This window comes from Acinetobacter sp. AOR18_HL, assembly GCF_027855145.1.
GTDB lineage: Bacteria > Pseudomonadota > Gammaproteobacteria > Pseudomonadales > Moraxellaceae > Acinetobacter > Acinetobacter pittii.
This window is the reverse complement of the sequence record NZ_JAKTIG010000045.1, coordinates 96,595-118,586: the sequence shown is the minus strand read 5'-3', so window position 1 is coordinate 118,586 and position 21,992 is coordinate 96,595. Positions and strand designations below refer to the sequence as shown.

The 21,992-nt window shown below is 39.9% G+C and carries 19 protein-coding genes, 2 tRNA genes and 1 other RNA gene; 6 read left to right on the top strand and 16 right to left on the bottom strand.

All coding sequences use genetic code 11. The features are described from left to right. Positions 1-114: 114 nt before the first annotated feature. Positions 115-1,740 (top strand): NAD+ synthase, encoded by a 1,626-nt coding sequence (locus tag MKL51_RS12485; protein ID WP_005803179.1) that lies wholly within the window; start codon positions 115-117, stop codon positions 1,738-1,740. Next, entirely contained in the window at positions 1,733-2,761 is a 1,029-nt protein-coding gene (locus MKL51_RS12480) for a hypothetical protein (RefSeq protein ID WP_005803180.1), read from the top strand. The genes MKL51_RS12485 and MKL51_RS12480 overlap by 8 nt, the downstream gene beginning before the upstream one ends. 43 nt (positions 2,762-2,804) lie before the next feature. On the opposite strand, the gene MKL51_RS12475 is transcribed toward MKL51_RS12480, so the two are convergent. From MKL51_RS12475 to MKL51_RS12445, 7 genes are all read right to left on the bottom strand, one after another. Further along, positions 2,805-2,881, bottom strand: a tRNA-Met gene (locus tag MKL51_RS12475). Positions 2,882-3,037: 156 nt separating this feature from the next. After that, a complete protein-coding gene (gene cntB / locus MKL51_RS12470; protein ID WP_005803183.1) occupies positions 3,038-3,994 on the bottom strand; it encodes a carnitine monooxygenase, reductase subunit CntB in 957 nt (318 codons plus the stop codon). Between the two features lie 47 nt (positions 3,995-4,041). Further along, positions 4,042-5,493 carry an NAD-dependent succinate-semialdehyde dehydrogenase gene (locus MKL51_RS12465; RefSeq protein WP_005803184.1) on the bottom strand — a complete coding sequence of 484 codons (1,452 nt, stop codon included), beginning with the start codon at positions 5,491-5,493 and terminating at the stop codon, positions 4,042-4,044. 63 nt (positions 5,494-5,556) lie between these two features. Further along, positions 5,557-6,672: a carnitine monooxygenase subunit alpha gene (cntA, locus tag MKL51_RS12460; RefSeq protein WP_002120432.1), complete on the bottom strand. Its 1,116-nt coding sequence runs from the start codon at positions 6,670-6,672 to the stop codon at positions 5,557-5,559. A gap of 48 nt (positions 6,673-6,720) precedes the next feature. Continuing rightward, positions 6,721-7,689 carry an alpha/beta hydrolase gene (locus MKL51_RS12455; RefSeq protein WP_005803187.1) on the bottom strand — a complete coding sequence of 323 codons (969 nt, stop codon included), beginning with the start codon at positions 7,687-7,689 and terminating at the stop codon, positions 6,721-6,723. Positions 7,690-7,700: 11 nt separating this feature from the next. Then, complete coding sequence (locus tag MKL51_RS12450; RefSeq protein ID WP_023187688.1) at positions 7,701-9,353, bottom strand: BCCT family carnitine transporter; 1,653 nt, start codon at positions 9,351-9,353, stop codon at positions 7,701-7,703. Positions 9,354-9,373: 20 nt separating this feature from the next. Next, a complete protein-coding gene (locus MKL51_RS12445) occupies positions 9,374-10,486 on the bottom strand; it encodes a tartrate dehydrogenase (protein ID WP_005803190.1) in 1,113 nt (370 codons plus the stop codon). 103 nt (positions 10,487-10,589) lie between these two features. Here MKL51_RS12445 and MKL51_RS12440 point away from each other — a divergent pair, with 103 nt between their 5' ends. Next, complete coding sequence (locus tag MKL51_RS12440; RefSeq protein ID WP_005803192.1) at positions 10,590-11,570, top strand: LysR family transcriptional regulator; 981 nt, start codon at positions 10,590-10,592, stop codon at positions 11,568-11,570. Between the two features lie 52 nt (positions 11,571-11,622). Here the strand turns inward: MKL51_RS12440 and MKL51_RS12435 are convergent, their stop codons facing one another. From MKL51_RS12435 to coaD, 5 genes are all read right to left on the bottom strand, one after another. Continuing rightward, complete coding sequence (locus tag MKL51_RS12435; RefSeq protein WP_017481326.1) at positions 11,623-12,807, bottom strand: hypothetical protein; 1,185 nt, start codon at positions 12,805-12,807, stop codon at positions 11,623-11,625. Positions 12,808-12,955: 148 nt separating this feature from the next. Continuing rightward, a tRNA-Met gene (locus MKL51_RS12430) sits at positions 12,956-13,032 on the bottom strand. Positions 13,033-13,096: 64 nt separating this feature from the next. Then, positions 13,097-13,452, bottom strand: an RNA gene (gene rnpB / locus MKL51_RS12425) — RNase P RNA component class A. 27 nt (positions 13,453-13,479) lie between these two features. Then, on the bottom strand, positions 13,480-13,743 hold the full coding sequence (locus tag MKL51_RS12420; protein ID WP_005070936.1) for a YfhL family 4Fe-4S dicluster ferredoxin: 264 nt from the start codon (positions 13,741-13,743) through the stop codon (positions 13,480-13,482). 1 nt (position 13,744) lies between these two features. Then, positions 13,745-14,236 (bottom strand): pantetheine-phosphate adenylyltransferase, encoded by a 492-nt coding sequence (coaD, locus tag MKL51_RS12415; protein WP_005070938.1) that lies wholly within the window; start codon positions 14,234-14,236, stop codon positions 13,745-13,747. Positions 14,237-14,370: 134 nt separating this feature from the next. Between coaD and smpB the strand changes: the two genes are divergently transcribed. Then, the gene (gene smpB / locus MKL51_RS12410; RefSeq protein ID WP_002120348.1) at positions 14,371-14,847 is read left to right on the top strand and encodes an SsrA-binding protein SmpB; all 477 of its coding nucleotides are present in this window, start codon (positions 14,371-14,373) and stop codon (positions 14,845-14,847) included. 48 nt (positions 14,848-14,895) lie between these two features. Here the strand turns inward: smpB and MKL51_RS12405 are convergent, their stop codons facing one another. From MKL51_RS12405 to rluD, 3 genes are all read right to left on the bottom strand, one after another. Further along, the gene (locus MKL51_RS12405; RefSeq protein WP_005075275.1) at positions 14,896-15,447 is read right to left on the bottom strand and encodes a flavodoxin family protein; all 552 of its coding nucleotides are present in this window, start codon (positions 15,445-15,447) and stop codon (positions 14,896-14,898) included. 189 nt (positions 15,448-15,636) lie between these two features. Continuing rightward, positions 15,637-16,374: a peptidoglycan editing factor PgeF gene (pgeF, locus tag MKL51_RS12400; protein ID WP_017481325.1), complete on the bottom strand. Its 738-nt coding sequence runs from the start codon at positions 16,372-16,374 to the stop codon at positions 15,637-15,639. 10 nt (positions 16,375-16,384) lie between these two features. Further along, positions 16,385-17,437, bottom strand: a complete 1,053-nt coding sequence (rluD, locus tag MKL51_RS12395) for a 23S rRNA pseudouridine(1911/1915/1917) synthase RluD (protein ID WP_005075271.1) — start codon at positions 17,435-17,437, stop codon at positions 16,385-16,387. 71 nt (positions 17,438-17,508) lie between these two features. Between rluD and MKL51_RS12390 the strand changes: the two genes are divergently transcribed. Together MKL51_RS12390 and MKL51_RS12385 are read left to right on the top strand one after the other, a co-directional pair. Next, a complete protein-coding gene (locus tag MKL51_RS12390; RefSeq protein ID WP_017481324.1) occupies positions 17,509-18,672 on the top strand; it encodes an outer membrane protein assembly factor BamD in 1,164 nt (387 codons plus the stop codon). Positions 18,673-18,829: 157 nt separating this feature from the next. Next, positions 18,830-20,698, top strand: a complete 1,869-nt coding sequence (locus MKL51_RS12385; RefSeq protein ID WP_017481323.1) for a DNA primase — start codon at positions 18,830-18,832, stop codon at positions 20,696-20,698. Here the strand turns inward: MKL51_RS12385 and hemA are convergent. Continuing rightward, positions 20,695-21,978 carry a glutamyl-tRNA reductase gene (gene hemA / locus MKL51_RS12380; protein WP_017481322.1) on the bottom strand — a complete coding sequence of 428 codons (1,284 nt, stop codon included), beginning with the start codon at positions 21,976-21,978 and terminating at the stop codon, positions 20,695-20,697. The genes MKL51_RS12385 and hemA overlap by 4 nt on opposite strands. Between the last annotated feature and the right edge of the window lie 14 nt (positions 21,979-21,992).

Here is a 21,992-nt window from a genome sequence, read left to right as displayed (position 1 = left end):
TTGTTTACTATTTTAATTGTTTACTATCGTATCATACACATCGTTGAAAAATTATATTCATAAAAATCAACATTGTGTGTATCTATATTCGTTATGATCTAGGATTAGGTTTGAATGAAAAGTTTTAAAGTTGCCCTTGCTCAGTTTTCTCCGCATATTGGCAATATTGACTCAAACACCCAAAAGATGATTGAGCAAGTAAATCAGGCGAAAAAACAAGACGCTGACCTGATTATTTTTCCCGAGCTTTCTGTTATTGGTTATCCAGCTGAAGATCTATTGTTACGTCCAAATTTAAATAAACGTATGCAAAAGGCTTTTGCACAACTTGCCGAAGTTAAAGATATTGTTATGGTTTTCGGATTTGTAAACCAGACAGAAGATGGTCAACGTTATAATTCTGCTGCTGTCATGAAAGACGGTCAAGTTTTGGGTGTTTTTAACAAACACAATTTACCAAACTATGGCGTCTTTGATGAAAAACGCTATTTCCAAAAAGGCCATCAGCATTTGGTGTTTGAATATCTTGGACATAAATTTGGTGTATTAATTTGTGAAGATATCTGGTCAATTAATACGGTCAAACAGTTGAGCCAATTAAATGTTGATACAGTTCTTGTACTCAACTCATCACCATATGAAGTCGGCAAACCACAACACCGTATACAGACCTTAAGTGAACTTGCAAAACAACTTCATCTAAATATTGTTTACGTTAACCAAGTGGGCGGACAAGACGATTTAATTTTTGATGGTACAAGTTTTGTCAGTAATCAAAATGGTGAGATTGCTTTACAAGCACCGAGCTTTAAAGAAGACATTTATATTGCTGAATTTGACCGTGATACAAAGTTATATAAAGTCACTGAATCTGCTCCTGCATTAGAAACATTTGCAGAAATCTATCAAGGTTTAGTCATGGCAACTCGTGACTATGTAGAGCGCTCAGGCTTCCCAGGTGTGATTCTGGGTCTTTCTGGTGGTATCGACTCTGCCCTTACACTTGCGATTGCTGTTGATGCAATCGGTGCAGAAAAAGTGCAAGCTGTAATGATGCCTTATACTTACACTTCTCAAATTAGTGTAGAAGATGCGGCTGAACAAGCTCGCCGTATGGGTGTGACTTTCGGTATTGCTGAAATTCACTCAATCGTAAATAGCTTCATGCAAACCCTGTATCCTTTCTTTGGTAATTCACCAGCTGATGCAACTGAAGAAAATTTACAAGCGCGTGCTCGTGGCACATTGCTTATGGGTTTATCAAACAAGTTTGGTAATTTAGTCCTTGCTACAGGGAATAAATCTGAACTTTCAGTTGGCTACTGTACGCTTTATGGCGATATGGTTGGTGGCTTTGCGGTTCTAAAAGATGTTTATAAAACTATCGTATTTGAATTAGCAAAATACCGTAACAGCTTAAGCGAAACCCCTGTGATTCCTGAGCGTGTGATTACCCGCCCACCTTCAGCAGAACTTCGCCCAGATCAAAAAGACCAAGACTCTTTACCAGCATATGATGTATTGGATGCCATCCTTTACGCATACATTGAAGAAGATTTAGGTCAGGCCGACATTATTGCCAAAGGTTTTGATAAAGAAGTTGTTGAAAAAGTCATCCGTTTAGTTGATCGTAATGAGTACAAACGTCGTCAAGGTGCGATTGGCCCGAGAATTACCTCTCGTGCATTTAGTCGCGAACGACGTTATCCGATTGTCAACGGTTGGACAGCGAATGACTGAGCAGAAAAACTCATCAAAAACTACAGCACTTGCTCAAGCACTTTTGCTTGAGCAGGTGGAATTTTTCAAAAAACAATTATCTATAGAAAACTCACCTATTTATTTCCAGCAGTTCATTCAGTTGTTTATGCAACATGCTGACGAAATCAAGCTACATGAAGTTGTTGATTTAGAGCAACTACAAGCCGTTGTGAAACGCTATGCTTTTAAAATGCAGCTAGGTGCTGGTTTACTTGAGTTTATTGGGGAAATCGCGCAGCGTATTTATTTATCTGCTATGAAGTCTCCAATTCAGTTACAAGACTTGGTCTCTGACCACCAATTTGAAATGTGGCTTTCTAAATTTTTAGAAATGGAACATATTCCTCATTATCTTAATCAGTTTTTAAGAACTAGCCCTTCTGTACAACAGCTTTGCCAATATATTGCAACCTCGACTCTAGAACAAAAATTACCAAAACTTCTAACTGCATCTAGAGTAGATGACTACCATTTTGAATGGCAACATAAGCTCAAAAAATTCTCTTTTTTACAACAACAACGCCTCGAGCATAAACTTGAAACTTGGATTGCCAGTTTTATTCATGAGCAACTTACAGAATTAAGTCTTTTATCGAGTGAAGATTTAGAAAGTCTAGTACGTCATGTTTGGGAAGATATTAGACATAAAAAAATGTATGAATTTATGAAACAGCTCACTCCTCTCGATGTAGAAGAGTTCTTTGTTTTAATTTACGAATACTGGAAAGAATTACGCCAATCGCAATTTATGCAAGATCTGATTTTGTATGGTGTCGAAGTTTTTTATGACTTTTATAAAGATCAGAGTTTATTTGAAGTATTAAGTGAGATTGGATTAACCGAAAGCGACTTACAAACAGAAGCTTTACGTTTTTATCCGAAGGTTATGGATGCCTTTAATGAACACGGTATTTTAGAACCATTACTTCAAGCGCTTTTAGCTCCTTTTTATCAAAGCTCAAAAACACTCGATATGATTGAAAAACATTTTAATGAGTAAAAAATAGATAAAAAGAAACCACGCAGGAGCGTGGTTTTTAAAATGGTGGCTATGACGAGACTTGAACTTGTGACCCCCGCATTATGAGTGCGGTGCTCTAACCAACTGAGCTACATAGCCGTAAACTGTGTGCGCATTATCTATAGTTCTGTATAGCAGGTCAATAGGTAAAAACCCTTAATGCCCATCAATTGAACAAATAAGATTCAGATCATCATTATTTGTTCTTTTTTTAGCATTTTTTGCTTTAAACAATTGATCGGCCACAGAAATATATTAAAGATCTAATACTAGTTTTTTACCTTTAGCTCTCGACACACAAATCATCATGCTCTTCTGTGAAGCCTTTTCTGCATCACTTAAGTATTGATCAAAGTGATCTGCTTCGCCTTCTAAAATAGCAGTTTCACATGTACCACAAACCCCTTCTCGGCATAGACATTCCACATCAATATTTAATGTTTCAATAGCTTGTAAAATCGTCTGATTACTTTGTACTTCAATTTCTTGATTAGATTTGGCAAGTACCACTGTAAATGCTTCACCATCTTCAGGAACTGTTGAGGCAAATTGTTCCCAGTGAATGTATTCATCGCGGTAACGGTGCTTATTACAGCAATCAATCACAGCATCAATCATGGGTTTCGGTCCACAAACATACACATGTGTGCCTTTAGGTTGTGATGAAATCAGTTCATCCAGCTTCAATGAGCAACCTTCTGAGTCAACATAGCTAAATACATGTTCTGCATGTTTCTGCTTTAACTCATCTAACAAAGCCGCATGTTCAGGCGAGCGATAAGCATAATGTAGCTCAAAATCTGCACCGCGTGCTGCAAGCTCATCCATTTGAGGCAAGAATGGTGTAATGCCAATTCCACCTGCAATTAAAATATGTTTATTCCCTGTTTCGGCTAATGGAAATAAATTTTTTGGTTCTGAAATCTGAATTTCACAGCCTTCATTGCATTGATCATGCATAAACACTGAACCACCCTTACCTTCCACATCTTTACGAACGCAGACTTGGTAAGTCGATAGGTCTTGTGTACAACTCATCAATGAATATGCATTTGAAAGCTGTTCATTCATTTTGACAATAATATGGCTTCCCCCACTAAATCGAGGAAAGTTCTGCCCATCTTGACGTTTGAACGTAAACCGTTTGATTAAAGGGGTTAGTTGCTCCACATGAGTAACAACCGCTGGGAACATTTCATAATGACTAGCCATATTAGAATCCTTCTTTTACCACATATTCTTGTTGTTAGGGCTTATCCTTAAAGCCCTAAACACATGTATTTAATGGTCATGAATTCTTCAAGACCATACTTTGAGCCTTCACGCCCAACACCTGATTGTTTCACACCACCAAATGGTACAACTTCATTTGAAATTGCTGTGGCATTCATACCGACCATTCCATATTCAAGCTGTTCTGATACTCGCCATAAACGTGAAATATTTTCACTATACACATAAGCAGCCAAACCAAAGATCGTGTCATTTGCTTGAGAAACGACGTCTGCTTCATCTGTAAAGCGAATAAGCGGCGCAACTGGACCAAAAATTTCTTCTTGGACAATTTCCATTGTACGGTCTACGTTCGTTAGAACCGATGGCTCATAAAAGGTTTGTCCTAAAGCATGCTGCTTACCACCGCAAGCCACCTTAGCGCCTTTGCTCACTGCATCATCAATCAACTGCTGTGCTTTTAACACTGCTTTTTCATTAATTAATGGGCCAATTTGCACGCCATCTTCAAGCCCATTACCAACTTTAAACTTTTGTACTTCTTGTACAAACTTCTCGGCAAAAGCTTGATAAATATTGTCGTGTACATAAATGCGGTTAGCACAAACACAGGTCTGGCCTGCATTACGGAACTTGGCAAAAATCGCACCTTGTACAGCTTTATCTAAATCGGCGTCATCAAACACAATCAGAGGAGCATTTCCGCCCAACTCAAGCGCTAATTTTTTAATGGTACTTGAGCACTGCTGCATCAGTAGGCGTCCCACTGGAGTTGAGCCAGTGAAGGTCAATTTTTTCACTTTTTCATGTGAAGTAAATACCGAGCCAATTTCTTGAGACTTACCAGTAACGACGTTAATCACACCCGCTGGAATACCTGCTTTTTCTGCAAGCTTCGCAATCGCTAAAGCACAATAAGGCGTTTCATTCGCTGGCTTAATCACGACCGTACATCCAGCTGCTAAAGCCGGTGCTGCTTTACGGGTAATCATGGCGATTGGGAAATTCCACGGCGTAATCGCAGCCACCACACCCACAGGTTCTTTACTGATAATAAAGCGCTGCTGGTTATTGACGGTTGGAATCACATCACCATAAATACGCTTGCCTTCTTCGGCAAACCATTGAATAAATGATGCAGCATAACGCACCTCACCTTTCGCTTCTGCCAGAGGTTTTCCTTGTTCAATAGTCATAATTAAAGCAAGTTCATCGGTATGATCGAGAACTAGTTTGTACCAAGCTAATAAAATATCTGCACGGTTTTGAGCGGTCAAAGCCTTCCAGCTTTGCAAAGCAGTATAAGCAGCTTTAACTGCTTGTGTAGCTTCAGCCGCTCCCATATTTGGAATTGTGCCAATTTCTTCGCCTGTTGCTGGGTTAGTCACTGGAACCGATGCATTGGACTGTGCAGCTAGCCATTGTCCGTTAATATAGGCTTGTTGCTGAAATAATTCTGTGCTTTGTAAACTCGACATATTATCTTCCTAACTGAAGAATCAGGTGTAAGTCATCTTTACACCTGAATAAATCCATTTGTTTTATTTGTGATGCTGCGCCACTAAATGCTGGAAGTAAGCAATACCATGCTCACTGATACCAGAGCGTTGCTTGTCGGTCATAATACGACCTTGACCACGATAACCACGTGATTTCAAACCACGTTGTACGCTTTCGACCAAGTTCAAATCTTCAGGACGGAATACATTGCGATACCACTCAATTAAGTCTTTCTGATCTTGAGTGAGTTCTTCGTTCGTGAAGTAAATATCGTAATGCTGCAAAGTCGTTTCTGCATCTACTGGGAACTCATAGATCACAGTCATGAAATTGCTGCCCGGTGGTACATTGAACATCGTGCAAGGCCAAGTCCAGAAACCGTGAAATTCAGGATCTGTTACTGATGGATCAAGCTTAAATGACTTCTCAGATGAGCGAGCAAAGCCATATTGCAATGTCCAGTTCTGATGTGTGGTATGCCAATATTTATCAACTTGTACGGAGTCAGCAAAACCAGGATGCGCTGGTCCACAGTGATAGCACTCTAGATAGTTATCAACAATCACTTTCCAGTTTGCTGGAGTTTCTGTCACAAAACGTGCTGCCAGTTTCAAATCTTTAATTACGCTACATGCTTGATTTAAACGCTCAGCAAATTCCGGAAGTTGGTCTTCTACACAAGTCGCATTTTCATCCATATTAATGAAAACAAAGCCTGCATATTCCTCAACTTTTAAAGGCACCATGCTTGAATTTTCTTTGTCAAAAGATTCGACATGGTCACAGTTACGCGCCAAGGCTAAGCTACCGTCTAGCTTAAAAGTCCAAGCATGATATGGGCAAGTAATTACATTTTTTGCTTTACCACTGCCACTTAAAAGCTCGTGACCACGATGTGGACACACATTATAAAACGCACGTAAAACGCTATCTTTACCACGAATGATGACAATATTTTCACCAATTACTTTACGGGTAATATAGTCATTCGGTTGTGCCAATTCACTGCCATGTGCAACACAAATCCAGCTTTTAGCAAAGATTGCTTCTTTCTCATGCTCAAATACTTGCGATGAAGTATAGAAAACTTTAGGGAAAGTCCATGCAACATCTGGGTTTGCGCAAAAATCTTCAGGTAATTTTTCAACTGCACTCATGTTATTACTCCATTAAATTCTTTTCGTCCAAATGACTCGATATTAAATTCATATCTTTTCGACACTGCCAAACATGCGACGTATCGCACTCAGCATGTTTTGATATAACTGTTGAACTTCAGGACAGTCACGCATCAGACGTAAACTGCCATGTAATAAACCTTTGCCTAAATGGAACTCGTTAGGGATACCTACTTGTTCCAATTTTTGGGTAAGGAAATAACCGTCATCACTTAAAGGGTCATATTCTGCAACCGCCACAAAACTTGTAGGCATATCTGAAAAATCAGTTGCCAATAAAGGTGCTAGACGTAAATCCTGCCAATCTTGTGAATTCGGTGCATACTCCTTTAAATAAAAATGCATATCTTCCGTTGTGAGTAACGGCGCATGGGCATGCTTTTGTGCGGCTGGTGTATCAAGTGCTGTAGTTAAACACGGATAAACCAAAGCCAGACCTTGAGCTTGTAAACCACTATGCTGTAGATGCACTGCAAGGGCTGCTGCTAAGTTACCGCCTGCGCTATCGCCTGCTAGAACGATATTTTCACTATCAATCTGCCAGTCAGAACCATGTTGTTTAAGCCATTGATAAACTGCTAAACAATCTTCAAAAGCTGCTGGAAAGCGATGCTCTGGTGCCATGCGGTAATCCACACCAATGACAACTGCATTTAGGTCCTGACATAAATAACTGGTAATAAACTCATGTGAATCGAGTCCACCGACCATCCAACCGCCACCATGTAAATACAACACACATGGCCAACCAGCTTCAGGTCGTTTAGTTTTTGGTGAATAGATGCGAACAGGTACAGGATGCTCTGCATTTGCAACAACTCGGTCTTCTACTTCGATCTTGCCATCACGAGGCAAAGTGTAGTGTCGACACATCGCGTCATAGGCCGCGCGGACTGAGTCAATATCTGCATCTGCTGGTGAATAAATGCTGCTCCAATACACAAGGCTTTGCATTTCTTCACTTAAAACATACGTGGTCTGTTCACATGTAGTCATTACCGTTCCCTCTAGCTGGTTTTTCTGTCCAGTTTGATTGAGCTTGCAAGCTCAAGCTGCATCCGTTTTGCATGTTCATCTTGAGTCTGGTTTAAACCAATTTCCACATCATCATAACCTTGTTGCTCAATTAAATGTGATGGGACTTTGGCATAATCCTGAATCAACCATTTCACTAAACCATAGGTTTGAATCAGAATAATCACAATGAATGGTAAAGCCGTCACAATAGTTGCTGTTTTCATTGTGTCTAAAGGTGCCTTACTAAAGATCATGGCAATTGGAACCAAAGTCAGCATGACACACCAGAACAGACGTGCGTTTGGCGATGGATCTTGCCCTTCACTTAAACCGCGTGTACATGTTGCTGAAACCGCATACCCAACCGCATCCATATGTGCTGCCAAGAACACCACCATAATGCCGAGGAAAATCCACATCATCAGCTTTCCAGCAGGTAATAGGCTGAGCAATTGACCAATTGCAACCTCACCACCCTGTTGGCTTAAGATTTGCGGTACATTTACAGCCCCATGAATAAAGCTATAAACACTGTAGTTTTCAAACACACCAAAGATGAACCAAAGACCAACACTGCCACCAATCACCATGGCAAAGATCACTTCTTTAATAGTACGACCTTTAGAAACACGTGTTACAAACAGTGCCACACCCGGTGCATATGAAATCCACCATAACCAGTAGAAAACAGTCCATTCACGAGTAAACTTGCCATCGCCCATTGGGTCGGTAAACAGACTCATATCAACAAAGTTGGTTGCCATTAACCCGAAACTCATTAATGAGTTATTCAAAATGAATTGCGTTGGACCAAAACAAAGTACATAAATCGCAAATAACACCACACCTAAGCACACCATGTGACTTAAACGTTGCATGCCCTTGTCCATACCTACATACGAACTTAGTGCGAATAGAACCGAAACACCCAAAATAATGATGACCTTGGTCATAAAGGTATTTGGAATACCCGTGAGCTGAGACAAAATATTGGTAAATGTCACGGCAGTGAGTACTAATGAAATCGTCAATGCACCAAACATGCAAAGCAAGAACATAAGATCGACTAAACGTCCAACCACGCCAGTTGATTTAAAGCCTGTCACAGCTTCAATCACAGAAGCCAAACTTAAGCCTTTGTTTTTTCTAACATGGTAGCTGTAGCACAAAGAAATTGATGCCAAAGCATAAATTGCCCATGCACTTAAACCTGAGTGAAAAAACGAGTAAGCCACGCTATATTTCAATGCTTCTGCTGACTCAGGCGGTAAGCTCAAACCCGGAGTTTGATAATAATAAGCCCAGTCCAGAAAGCCCCAGTACAATGTAGAAGACCCGATACCCGACAAGATGAACATAAAAATCCATGACATCGTGGTGTATTGAGGCTTTCCTTCACCTAGTTTGATTTTGCCGTATTTACTAAAAGCTAGACCAAAAGTAAAAATAATAGCTAAAAAAGCAAACAGTAATACTGGGGTGGTAAATACCGATGTCGTCCACTGCATCCATGTTGCAGCAATCTTTATCGACTCTTGCGAATAAATCGCCAAACCAGCAACTGAAATAAATACAAACAGTAAACTGGTTACGGCAAGAACTTTATCCGTATAAATTTTTGTGTTTTGATTATCCATATCCATACATCCATTTTTGGATGGCGTTATTCCATAGCGAACACGTCCATTTTAATTTGGGCTACACATGATGCAATTGCATCTCCTACCTCATAAGTTTTTGCCTGACCGCCGATATCGGCTGTCTTTGGCCCATTAATTAATACATTCTCAATCGCCTGCATAATGTCCTGACCTGCTTGAATGCAGCGTTCATCATCTTCGCCAAAGAATTCGAACATCATGGCACCTGACCAAATCGCAGCGATTGGGTTGGCAATTTGTTTACCGTAAATATCTGGTGCCGAACCATGTACAGGTTCAAACAATGAGGGGAATTTTCTTTCTGGGTTTAAATTTGCCGAAGCAGCTAAACCAATAGTTCCTGTACATGCCGGGCCTAAATCGGAAAGAATATCACCAAATAAATTTGATGCTACAACCACATCAAAGCGTTCAGGTTGTAAAACAAAACGAGCTGCTAAAATATCAACGTGCTGTTTATCGGCCTGAATTTGTGGATATTGTTTTGCCATCGCATCCACACGTTCATCCCAATAGGGCATGCTGACCGCAATACCATTAGACTTGGTCGCTGCTGTAATTTTTTTCGCGTCACGCTGATTTGCAAACTCAAATGCATAACGCAAAATGCGATCTACACCATGACGTGTAAATACAGCTTCTTGTAAAACAAACTCTCGATCTGTTCCTTCAAAAGCCTTACCACCAATGGCTGAGTATTCTCCTTCACTGTTTTCACGGACCACGTAGAAGTCGATATCGCCCGGTTTTTTACCTACTAGGGGACATTTAACACCCGGCATTAAGCGCACTGGACGTAAATTCACATATTGGTCAAAACCGCGACGGAACTGGAGCAGCGAACCCCATAGTGAAATATGGTCAGGTACTTTATCTGGCCAGCCTACAGCGCCAAAATAAATTGCATCATAGCCCTGCAAAGTTTCAAACCAGTCATCTGGCATCATTTTGCCGTGCTCAAGGTAGTAATCGCAGCTTGCCCAATCGAAAGCATCTAACTGAAGCTCAATACCATGCTTCTCTGCTGCTGCCTTTACAACCTTAATGCCTTCTGGTAGAACTTCTAAACCAATGCCATCGCCTGCAATCGTGGCAACTTTATATCTTTTTGCCATAAGCTTCCTTCACACCTTCGACTAATATCCTTGTATGGCTTAAACATGATGTTTTAAGCAAAAATGATCAACAACAGAACTATCACTCCAATGGACACGGATCGTGAACAATCTACCTAACCTATCGGATTTAAAGGTTTTTTGCACAGTCGCCAAACTAAAAAGTTTTGTCGAATCTGCTGAGGAACTTGGGACATCGCCAGCTTTTATTAGCAAGCGAATTAATATTTTAGAAAACACGTTAAGCTGCAAACTTTTTCATCGCAGTACACGTCATGTTAGCCTGACGGAAGATGGCAAACTCATCCTTGAGAGAGTTTCAAATATTCTTGAAGAATTTGATGAAGTCTGTGAACTGGTAAATAACCCACTCAGTACGCCTACCGGTCGTATGGATATTATTAGTAGCTTTGGTTTTGGCAGAAAGCATATTGCACCAATTCTGTCTAAATTAATGATGCTTTATCCAAAACTTCAGATTCATTTTGATACCATCGACAATACCAAAGACCTGATTCAACACAGTATTGATTTAGACATCAGAATTGGTAATGAAATTGCACCAAACATGATTGCGAAGAAGTTAGCTTCCAATTTTCGGATTTTATGTGCGGCGCCGAGTTATTTACTTAAACACGGCGTACCAGACAGCATTGAAGATTTGCAAACACATGATTGTTTGACAATTAGTGAACGCGATCAATCATCTGTGTTATGGAAATTTAGGCATGCTTCTGAAGATGTCTCAGTGCATATCAAACCACGTTTTGTTTCGAATAACGGCGAAATTATTCATCAACTTGCCATAGAAGGCCACGGGATTATTTTCCGATCAATTTGGGATGTTGCAGATGAATTAATTACAGGTCAACTCCAACACATTTTGCCCGAATATTGGCAAGATGCAGATGTTTGGGCAGTTTATCCATCACGACTCAAAAGCTCATCTAAATTGCAAACCTGTATTTTGTTTATTCAAAACGAATTGCTCAATCGTTTACAGCATGTACAAAACCTAAGTCGTGGACAACTCATTTCACCAGCCTTCAAACGAGATCCACCACCTGAAAAAGTCTTTCTATAAAAAAGCCCTAAGTGAAGTGTATTCACTTAGGGCAATAAATCGCTTTTAAATTTTAAAAATAATATCCGATTGAAAGATAAAATAATTTATCCCAATCATTACTGCTACCTTGTGCAAGGCCATCAGCCCCACCACCAACCATTGGATCATTTTTACTCATAATGTATTCACCCTGAATACCAATGGCTTTGTAATTAAAATAAACCCCTGCAATTAAGCGTTCAGAGTCTTTATAACCATTCTCATCTTTAAAGAAGCGGCTATGAGAGATATAAGGTTTAATATTTTCAAGTTTGTGAAATGGCTGAGCAAAGGTATAGTTGATTTCATTGACCAGATATTTGCCTTTATTAGCAACTTGATATGGATAGTCGAACGCACCAATCGTTGAACTATTAGGGAATAAATCGTCGCCATTCGTGACATCTTGCTTGCCCGCTAAGAACATCCATTGCCATGCTTGATATTGTGTTTGAGCAAAAACGTTCCATGACTTGCGGTGTCCATCTTCGTCTGTTCTTTTATTTTCTAAATCAGAGTACCAAACTGAACCACCTAACTCGGTCGAAAATTTTTGAGCTTTATCAAGTTCAAATTTTCTAGATCCTCGAGCAATCCACATATTCTTTTCTTCGATATTAGTACCTGTGGTTAAATCATCAGCTTCCACAAAGTTACCACTGTATCTGCTTGAGTCCTTTGAAGTTCCCTTATAATTTCCGCCATCAGTGGGATAGAATCCTAGGGTCAAATTATATTTATCATCTGCAAATTTATATTTAATCCCCAGATTATCGATATCTTCTAAACCGACAGTATTTAAAAGAGTTTCGTAATAGCTACTTCCCCAAAATTCGCCAAAGCCAAAATCAACGGGTTGTAAACCTGCCGTGATTCTCTGCTGATCAGATAATTTATAACCTCCCCAAGCTTTTTTTAGAAAAATCGCATCACACAAGCGATCATATTGATAACAACGGGCATCCGCACCTGCAATCCAATCTGGATTTTCATAACCTAGCACTAATTTAATATCAGTTAATCGCCAATCATCATTTTGAGAACCTTCATTTGCATCAACTACATAATCTTTATGCAAATAGCGGGAACGTACTGCGCCAGAAATTTTAAACTGACCAGAATCTAAAGTTGGATCTCCCCAACTTAGATCAGCCGCAGAAGCCTCTACTCCCGCCGTTAAACTTAAAATTCCTAAAAATAATAATGACCTTTTCATGTCTTCAACATCCTTGTTAAGTGTTATAAGAACATGAAGAAATTGATCTAGACAAACAATGCCATAACTATAAAGTCGGTCTTTACAAACTGTGTTTAATCAAAAAATGAGCATAAAAAAAGACCACGCAGGAGCGTGGTCTATAAAATGGTGGCTATGACGAGACTTGAACTTGTGACCCCCGCATTATGAGTGCGGTGCTCTAACCAACTGAGCTACATAGCCGAAAACTGTGCGCGCATTATCTTAACTTCTTTAACGCACGTCAAGAAAAATTTTAAATAAAATGAGGTGAAGTGAGCCTATAAGCCGGGTTCTGTCGAGGATGGTCATTCCTCTAGGCGCACAATCACTCATACGCTCAAGCGACCTACCCGAATCCAGTACGGGCCGTACCTCAGGATTCCTATTTGGTCTTGCTTCTGGTGGGGTTTACCATGCCGTGAACTGTTACCAGACACGCGGTGCGCTCTTACCGCACCCTTTCACCCTTACCTCACGAATGAGGCGGTCTACTCTCTGCTGCACTTTCCGTCGGCTTTCACCGCCCAGGCGTTACCTGGCACCCTGCCCTATGAAGCCCGGACTTTCCTCCCCTGCTTCAGTCACGAAGACCTCCACAGCAGCGACCATCCAGCTCACTTCAGGGGCGCATATTAACAAATTTATTTACTAATTGCTTGTGCTTTTTTGAGCAATTAATTTTTTGTATTTGTCGAATAGCTCATCTTCCGTCTCCACATGCTGCGGATCTTTAGGAATACAGTCCACTGGACAAAATAACTGACATTGCGGTTGGTCATGATGACCAACGCATTCAGTGCATAAATCCGGATGAATTTCATAAATCACTTCACCCATGAAAATAGCTTCATTTGGGCAAACTGGTTCACAAACATCACAGTTTATGCATTCATCGGTGATATATAACGACACTTTACCAACCTTGTTGATGTTTACGTTCAAAGGCCTCAACCACAGCTTGCGGAACAAACTTGGTTACATCCCCTTTTAAACGAGCAATTTCCCGAATCAATGTCGAAGAAATAAATGAATACTGCTCAGATGGCGTTAAAAATACTGCTTCAAAATGTGGGTCAAGTTGACGGTTCATATTGGCAAGTTGAAATTCATATTCAAAATCAGAAACTGCTCTTAAACCACGAAGTACTGCTGTTGCCTTCTGCTCTTTGAAAAAATTAACTAGCAACCCATCAAAGCCGACAAATTCAACATTTGATAAATGGCTGAGTGATGTTTGGGCCAGTTCAACTCTCTCTTCTAGACTGAACAAAGGGTTTTTATGATGTCCAATTGCAATTGCTACTACAACCTCATCAAACATTCTTGATGCTCTAGTAACTAAATCAACGTGTCCATTCGTGATGGGGTCAAATGTTCCAGGATAAATTACACGCGTTTTAGACATCCGCTAGTACTCTAATTGTATTGTGAACCTATTTTAGCAAAAGTTATACATGAGGCGAAATATTGACGTGCAGGAAAAACTTCACCTTAGCATCAGTTTACGGCACAATAGGGGCAATTGTGGAAGTTTGAATTATGGCGAAAGCAACAGTAGTGAAAAAACATAATGGTGGAACCATCGCACAAAACAAACGTGCCCGCCATGATTATTTTATCGAAGAAAAATTTGAAGCTGGTATGTCTTTACTCGGCTGGGAAGTAAAGTCTTTACGTGCTGGTCGCATGAGTTTGACAGAAAGTTATGTCATTTTTAAGAATGGTGAAGCGTTTTTATTTGGTGCACAAATTCAACCGCTCCTTTCAGCATCTACTCATGTAGTACCTGAAGCTACACGTACACGTAAATTATTATTATCACGCCGAGAACTAGAAAAGCTAACAGGTTCAGTTAACCAAAAAGGTTACTCATGTGTTCCTTTAGCATGTTACTGGAAAGGTCACTTGGTTAAACTTGAAATCGCGCTTGTGAAAGGTAAACAGCTTCACGACAAACGTGCGACTGAAAAAGATCGCGATTGGCAGCGTGATAAAGCTCGTATATTTCATAAGTAATTAAATAAAAAGCCTCTTTTTAGAGGCTTTTTTATATCGCGGAATTTATTAATTTAATCTATATAAGAGTCCAGCAATATATTCGCCAAACCATTTAGCTGTATCTAAATCACCTTGTGGAGGAGTAATTTCAACAGGTGCATTATCTGACTGCGTCATTAAACCTAAACAACTCGATAATCGATTTAAATCTTTTTCACTATGCCCAGTCGTCATTAAAGGTAAACCTGACCAAAGCATGCCATGTTGCATCGCAAAAATATTTAATTGTTGTAATACCGCTAATTTATCGCCGCTTAGACCACCTGAGTTTGCAAAGCCAGCTGCAAGTTTGCCTTGCCACAAACGCTCTTTCCAACGTTTAGAAGTACTGTCCATAAACTTTTTAAAGTCGGCAGTCATACTTCCCATATAAGTAGGCGAACCAAAAATAATACCATGCGATGCATCAAGCGCATCCCAATCAATATGTTCAATATTCATTAAATGTACTTTTACACCCATCACCTCTGCCCCAGCAGCAATAGCGGAAGCTACCTTCGCGGTATGACCATATGGACTGTGGTAGACAATAGAGAGATGTTTTTCAGGCAAAGACATAAGATTAAAATTTTGAGCGATTTTTTCTATTTTATCATTTTATTAACACTTGCTAAACCTTCATCTATAAATATGAAATATAAGGTTTTCACTAGTACATACTATAGAAATATTTTCAAATTAAATAAAAAACTCTCCTATTTTTAATAAATATAAAATAAGAGAGTCATTTAAGGAAGTTATCAAAACTTACATAAAAACAAACGTAGCCATACGTCCTGTCTTCGCATCACGACGATAAGAAAAATACTCATCACCCTGTTGATAAGAACATTGATCTCCACCTAAGACTTGCTGTACACCTAGACTTTGCAAAATAAAACGAGCAATGGCATATAAGTCTGCATGAAATTTATTTGGAGCCACGCCCTCAACAAAAGCTGTTTCCAACTCTGGATATTTATCACAAAAAGCAGTTTTTACTTCGGCCCCAATTTCAAAACAAGGTTGACTGATTGCAGCTCCTAACCATGCCCAAGTTGGAGGATTTTGCATAGCCGTAACTGTATTTTCAATAATGCCACCTGCTAAACCACGCCAACCGGCATGCAAATTAGCAACTTCACTGCCTTCAGCATTTCCCAACACGACAGGTAAGCAATCAGCCGTCATCATCATTAAAGCATGGCCTTTTGTTTGGGTGACCAAACCATCGCCAATTAAAGCTTTAAAAGGAGTTTGTTCATTTACAGTATGGCAAATCGTACTATGCGTTTGAGTCATCCATGTCATTTTTTTAACACCAAATTTCGCAAACTCATCTAACAATATCATTCGATGCTGTTGAACACGTTGTGCCTCATCTTTGACATGTAAAGCCAAATTAAAGCCAGATAATTCAAGTTGATCCGTTGGTAATGCCAAAGGATGTTGAACACGTGTCTGCCCTACAAATACGCCTTGAGGTAAACCTTGAACAAATTCCATATGCACGTCCTTAATATGCAGCGTTTTCTGAACGCAACACATTCACTAAATGTGTAAAATCTTCAGGCCACGGCGCTTCAAACAGCATTTCTTCACCAGTACGAGGGTGTTTCAAGCCCAATTTCGCTGCGTGCAATGCCTGACGTTTAAAACCACGTAAAGTTTCAATGAGCAACTCAGATGCACCAGCTGGCACACGTACACGGTTCATATAAACCTGATCGCCAATCAAGCCATAACCAATATAACTAAAATGCACACGGATCTGATGTGTTCGTCCTGTTTCAAGACGAGCTTGTACACGGGTAAAATCTTTAAAACGTTCTTTTACATTGTAGTGAGTTACTGCATCTCGTCCACCCGGTAAAATTGCCATTTTCACACGGTCAACTGGGTGGCGTTTGATTGGTTCATCAATCGTACCGCCAGCAATAATATTTCCATAAACAACCAAATCATATACACGGTAAACCGTTTTATTTGCCAACTGTTTACTTAAAGAAAATTGAGCTTCTAGGCTTTTAGCAACAACCAGTAAACCGCTGGTATCTTTATCAATACGGTGTACTAAACCAGCGCGCGAAAGTTCTGCCAATTTTGGGAAATGGTAAAGCAAAGCATTCACTAAAGTTCCAGAACTATTGCCTGCTCCTGGATGTACCACCATGCCTACTGGCTTATTAATGACTAAAATATCATCGTCTTCATAGACAATATTAAGTGGAATATTTTCAGGTTGACTCGTCGTCTGGGCTTCGAGCTCTACTTCAAGCGTAAGTAGCTCTGTTCCTTCACAACGGTGCTTAGGCTTGACAATGTTACCATTCACCAACAGATGGCCATCCTTCAACCATTGCTTGAGCTTTTCACGCGAAAACTCGCTCCACACCAAAGCTGCTACCTGATCGATACGTTGTCCCAGATAGGTTTCATCTAGCTGAACTTGCAACGATAAACGTGTTGCAGTTGTATCAGAAGTATGGTTATCTGCATCCTCAGAATCTTCAAGTAAATTGAAGTCGGTTTCAGAGAAGTTTGTGTTTGAAGATTGTGCTGAAGTCATTTGATCATTGAGATAAAAGTGGTTTAATAGCGCAATTGTAGCTCATTGCCCAACATAACAGAGGAGTTTTTATGTCGCTACCACGTTATAAAATTACGATGCTTGCCTTATCTTTAGGCGTAGCGTCTGCATTTGTGGGCTGTAGCAGCAATCCAAGTAAAAAAGAAGTGGTCGATACTGGCCCTCAATCTAGTGAACAAGCTTACTTCGAAAAGGCCCAAAAGTCGCTTGACCGTGGTCAATATCTTGATGCGACCAAGTCTTTAGAGGCAATCGATACTTATTATCCGACTGGACAATACGCTCAACAAGCACAACTTGAACTTCTATATTCGAAATTTAAACAAAAAGATTATGAAGGCGCCATTGCCTTAGCAGAACGTTTTATTCGTTTAAATCCTCAACATCCAAATGTGGATTATGCTTATTATGTTCGTGCTGTTGCCAATATGGAGCAAAACTACGACAGTTTGATGCGTTATACTTCTTTGCAACAGTCACATCGTGATGTGAGTTATTTAAAAGTTGCGTATCAAAACTTTGTTGATTTAATTCGTCGTTTCCCAAGTAGCCAATATTCTGTCGATGCTGCTCAGCGTATGAAATTCATTGGGCAAGAACTTGCCGAAAATGAAATGACTGCTGCCCGCTTCAACGTTAAACGTAAAGCTTGGATCGCCGCTGCAGAACGTTCGCAATGGGTGATTGAACACTATCCACAAACACCTCAAATTCCAGAAGCTTTAGCTACTTTGGCATATAGCTATGACAAGTTAGGTGATAAAGCTACTTCGCAACAATATATTGAAGTTTTAAAGCTTAATTATCCAAGCCTTGTGAAAAAAGACGGCACAGTTAACATGCGTGCTGCTCGTAAAGAAGGTAACTGGATCAACCGTGCAACTTTAGGTATCTTCGGTCGTGAATCGACTGCTGCAACGCCAGAGAGCACAACTGAAGCAGAAGCTCCAAAACGTGGTTTCCTCAACCGTGTTAGTTTTGGTTTAATTGGTAATTCAGATAAAGAAGAAACTGAAGCACCAGAACAAACACCTGTTGAAGCTCCTAAGTCTGAACGTAGTTGGACAAACCGTTTAAGCTTCGGTTTATTAGACAAACCTGAGTCACAAGCAGCAGAAAATACAACTGTTGCACCAGCTGTAACCTCTACTGAAGCTTCAACTGATGTTCAATCAGATGAGGCAGCACAAGGTGCAGATGACGCTGCTCAATAAGTTTAAGCTTTAAAAAACATCAACAAACAGGCAAGTGATATCACTTGCCTGTTTGTTTTTATAAAATATTAAAATATTTATTGGGCATATCTCGATTCATCATGTCAGAATATTCTGACTCACTGTCTCATCAAGTTTTAATACGGTTATCTGAATTATGGCAATTCCACAACATACGATTGATCAAATTCTAGATCGCACAGATATTGTCGATCTGATTGGTCAGCGTGTGAAATTGAAAAAAACCGGACGTACATATTCTGGCTGTTGCCCTTTTCATCAAGAAAAAACGCCATCATTCCATGTCTACCGTGACAAGCAGTATTATCACTGCTTTGGTTGTCAGGCCAACGGAAATGCAATCCGTTTTCTTATGGATATTGATAACCGAAACTTTATTGAGGTAATGAAAGAATTATCGAGCAGTACCGGAATTGAATTACCTAAAGATAATACTGAAAATAAAAAACTATCTTATACCCGTCAGGTTACAAAGCCACCCGTTACTAAAACAAATGCAGCAGAGCCTGTCATTCCACAGCAGCCATCGGATGAAAGCTACAACACACTTGAACCCGTTTTTTTTGATGACCCTTTTGCTCAGTTCGAACAGCCATTTAGCTTTGATGAACCCGTTCAAGAAGGTAATTTATATGACTTACTGGAAAATGTTGCTCAGTTCTATGAACAACAATTACCTCATAGTCAAAAAGCCAAAAATTACTTTAAACAGCGTGGACTAACCAATCAGACGATTCAGTTTTGGCGCTTAGGCTATGCTCCAGAAGACTGGCAACACCTAGAAAAAGCTTTTCCTTATGATATTGACGGTTTAAAACAACTCGGACTTATCCGCTCAAGTGATAATGGGCGTGATTTTGATTTGTTACGTGACCGCGTCATTTTCCCAATTCGCGACCCTAAAGGCCGAGTGGTTGGTTTTGGTGGGCGTGCCTTAAATGATGAAATCAAGCCCAAATATATTAACTCGCCAGATTCAGAAGTCTTTCATAAAAATCAGCTACTTTACGGACTTTATGAAGGTAGAAAGCTGAAATCTAGCGATTGGTTAATGGTTGAAGGCTATATGGATGTCATTGCGCTTCAACAATATGGCATTACAGGAGCTGTAGCAACCTTAGGGACTGCAAGTAATACTGAACACCTTAATATTTTATTTAAACAAAATAGCCGCATTACCATTGCTTTTGATGGTGATGCTGCTGGTCAAAAAGCAGCACGCAGAACTTTAGAAATTGCTTTACCACTTCTTAATGATGGTCGTGAACTCAAATTTTTTGTTCTACCCAATGATCACGACCCCGACTCTCTCATCCGTCGAGAAGGACTCGAGAATTTCCAAAAACTATTACAACAAGCCCCTCTTCTGTCCGATTTCGTGTTTGCGCACTTAACAGGTCAACATGATATCAGTACGCCTGAAGGGAAAAGCTTAGTCATGGGAGAACTCAGAGAACTCACCGAGTTATTGCCAAAACAAGGTTCTTTCCGTTACTTACTTACTCAATCTTTCCGTGAAAAACTCGGACTAGGTAAACGTTTTACCCCACAAATCAGCCACGATGCCTCGCTCTCATTTAACATCCATACAAAAGATGAAGACTTTGCGATTGCAATTTTAATGCATCATCCTTTTCTTTATATTCATTTTGAAGGATTACGGGCTTATATTCACCAAGATGAATTATTAGCCAAAGTACTGGCAATCTTAAACCGTATTTTTGATGATTTACCAGATGATCAAGAGTTGGCAACTTATTATGTGCTTGGTGCGTGTAGTAGTTACTGCCATGAAATCGCCGATATTATGCAAAGAACAAATATTCAGGCATTAACACAGGCTCCTGAAGTAGCTGACAAGTTAGCTAAAGAATATTCATTAAGTCTGCAAGAAAGATATTTACGTCAGAAGCTGAAATCACCGATTTCTTTAATTGAATCAAGAAATCTAAGACAACAATTGAATGAATTAACCAAACAAATTAGCTTGAAACTGTTGTCTTAATGTTTTGGCTTACGCTCATGATCAAATACATCCTGTAAATGCTGTTGTAACCATTCAAAATAATCAGGATTTTCTGCTTTAGCAGCTTCACGTAATAATATCGATGTAGGATGCATAAGTTTTTGCGTCAAACGGTGTGCAAAATGCTGTAATACCTGTTCGGCACTCTCACCATGATGCAAAGCTTCTAACGCATGTGTAAGCTCTTGTTGACTAATCTCTTCACTGTGCTGGCGGTAAGCATGAATTGTACTACCCGCCTCTTTAACTTTTTGATGCGTAATAAGCTGAGTAGCTAATTGATTAACCATTACCTCTGCTTCAACAGCCGCCTGACGACGTTGTGCAAGGTTCTCATCAATCACACTTTGTAAATCATCAACACCATATAAATAGACCCCATCAAGTGCTTCAACTTTAGGATCTATATCACGTGGTACCGCCAAATCAACCATTAACATTTGTTGGTAGCGGCGTTTTTTTAATGCGGCCTTAACATCAGAATAAGCAATAACTTGGTATAAACTTCCAGTACAGCTCGACACGACATCAGCACGATATAAATTTTCTGGTAATGCTGAAAACTCAATAATTTCAACTTCAACCTGATGTGCAATCTCCTGAGCCAGCTGGTCAGCACGCTCACGGCTACGATTACAAATAATAATCTTCGCGACACCCATTTCAGCCAAATGCTTAGCAACCAAGCTATTCATTTCACCCGCAGCAACAACCATTACGGTAAGTTTTTCAGGCTTACTAAAAACCTGTAAAGCCAGTTGTGCAACCGCATAACCCATTGAAACAGCATGACTACCCACCGCTGTTTCGGAACGTACCCGTTTAGCTGCATAGAAAGCGTATTCAAAAACACTATTTAATTCAGGAGAGACTGTTTGAGCTTCTTTAGACAATGCCAAAGCACTTTTAACCTGCCCTAAAATTTGTGGCTCACCAAGCATGAGAGAGTCTAGACCACTCGCCACTCGCATTAAATGTGTAATCGCCTGCGTATTCTCGTAACGATAAACATGATGAATTAACTGCTTTACATCAATATTATTGGCATCGGCTAACCATTTTAGAAGGCTTTCGGCGTTTTCTGCCATGGCATAAACTTCTGTACGGTTACAGGTCGAGACGACCACCAAATCCTTTAAGTTTTGGTGATGGCGTTGTTCGGCAAGCAAACGACTTAATCGCTCTGCATTGAAAGCAATTTGTTCGCGGAGTTCTACAGAAGCTGTTTGATGGTTGACACCCAATGCAAAGAAAGACATATCAGATCATCATT

Excerpts from the sequence above, each read along its gene's own strand:
- MKL51_RS12445 (WP_005803190.1), bottom strand. The coding sequence starts at position 10,486 with ATGGCAAAAAGATATAAAGTTGCCACGATTGCAGGCGATGGCATTGGT.
- cntA (WP_002120432.1), bottom strand. The coding sequence starts at position 6,672 with ATGAGTGCAGTTGAAAAATTACCTGAAGATTTTTGCGCAAACCCAGAT.
- coaD (WP_005070938.1), bottom strand. The coding sequence starts at position 14,236 with ATGTCTAAAACGCGTGTAATTTATCCTGGAACATTTGACCCCATCACG.
- MKL51_RS12465 (WP_005803184.1), bottom strand. The coding sequence starts at position 5,493 with ATGTCGAGTTTACAAAGCACAGAATTATTTCAGCAACAAGCCTATATT.
- rluD (WP_005075271.1), bottom strand. The coding sequence starts at position 17,437 with ATGACTTCAGCACAATCTTCAAACACAAACTTCTCTGAAACCGACTTC.
- pgeF (WP_017481325.1), bottom strand. The coding sequence starts at position 16,374 with ATGGAATTTGTTCAAGGTTTACCTCAAGGCGTATTTGTAGGGCAGACA.
- MKL51_RS12480 (WP_005803180.1), top strand. The coding sequence starts at position 1,733 with ATGACTGAGCAGAAAAACTCATCAAAAACTACAGCACTTGCTCAAGCA.
- MKL51_RS12435 (WP_017481326.1), bottom strand. The coding sequence starts at position 12,807 with ATGAAAAGGTCATTATTATTTTTAGGAATTTTAAGTTTAACGGCGGGA.
- MKL51_RS12455 (WP_005803187.1), bottom strand. The coding sequence starts at position 7,689 with ATGACTACATGTGAACAGACCACGTATGTTTTAAGTGAAGAAATGCAA.
- MKL51_RS12405 (WP_005075275.1), bottom strand. The coding sequence starts at position 15,447 with ATGTCTTTGCCTGAAAAACATCTCTCTATTGTCTACCACAGTCCATAT.
- hemA (WP_017481322.1), bottom strand. The coding sequence starts at position 21,978 with ATGTCTTTCTTTGCATTGGGTGTCAACCATCAAACAGCTTCTGTAGAA.
- MKL51_RS12385 (WP_017481323.1), top strand. The coding sequence starts at position 18,830 with ATGGCAATTCCACAACATACGATTGATCAAATTCTAGATCGCACAGAT.
- smpB (WP_002120348.1), top strand. The coding sequence starts at position 14,371 with ATGGCGAAAGCAACAGTAGTGAAAAAACATAATGGTGGAACCATCGCA.
- MKL51_RS12450 (WP_023187688.1), bottom strand. The coding sequence starts at position 9,353 with ATGGATATGGATAATCAAAACACAAAAATTTATACGGATAAAGTTCTT.
- MKL51_RS12390 (WP_017481324.1), top strand. The coding sequence starts at position 17,509 with ATGTCGCTACCACGTTATAAAATTACGATGCTTGCCTTATCTTTAGGC.
- cntB (WP_005803183.1), bottom strand. The coding sequence starts at position 3,994 with ATGGCTAGTCATTATGAAATGTTCCCAGCGGTTGTTACTCATGTGGAG.
- MKL51_RS12485 (WP_005803179.1), top strand. The coding sequence starts at position 115 with ATGAAAAGTTTTAAAGTTGCCCTTGCTCAGTTTTCTCCGCATATTGGC.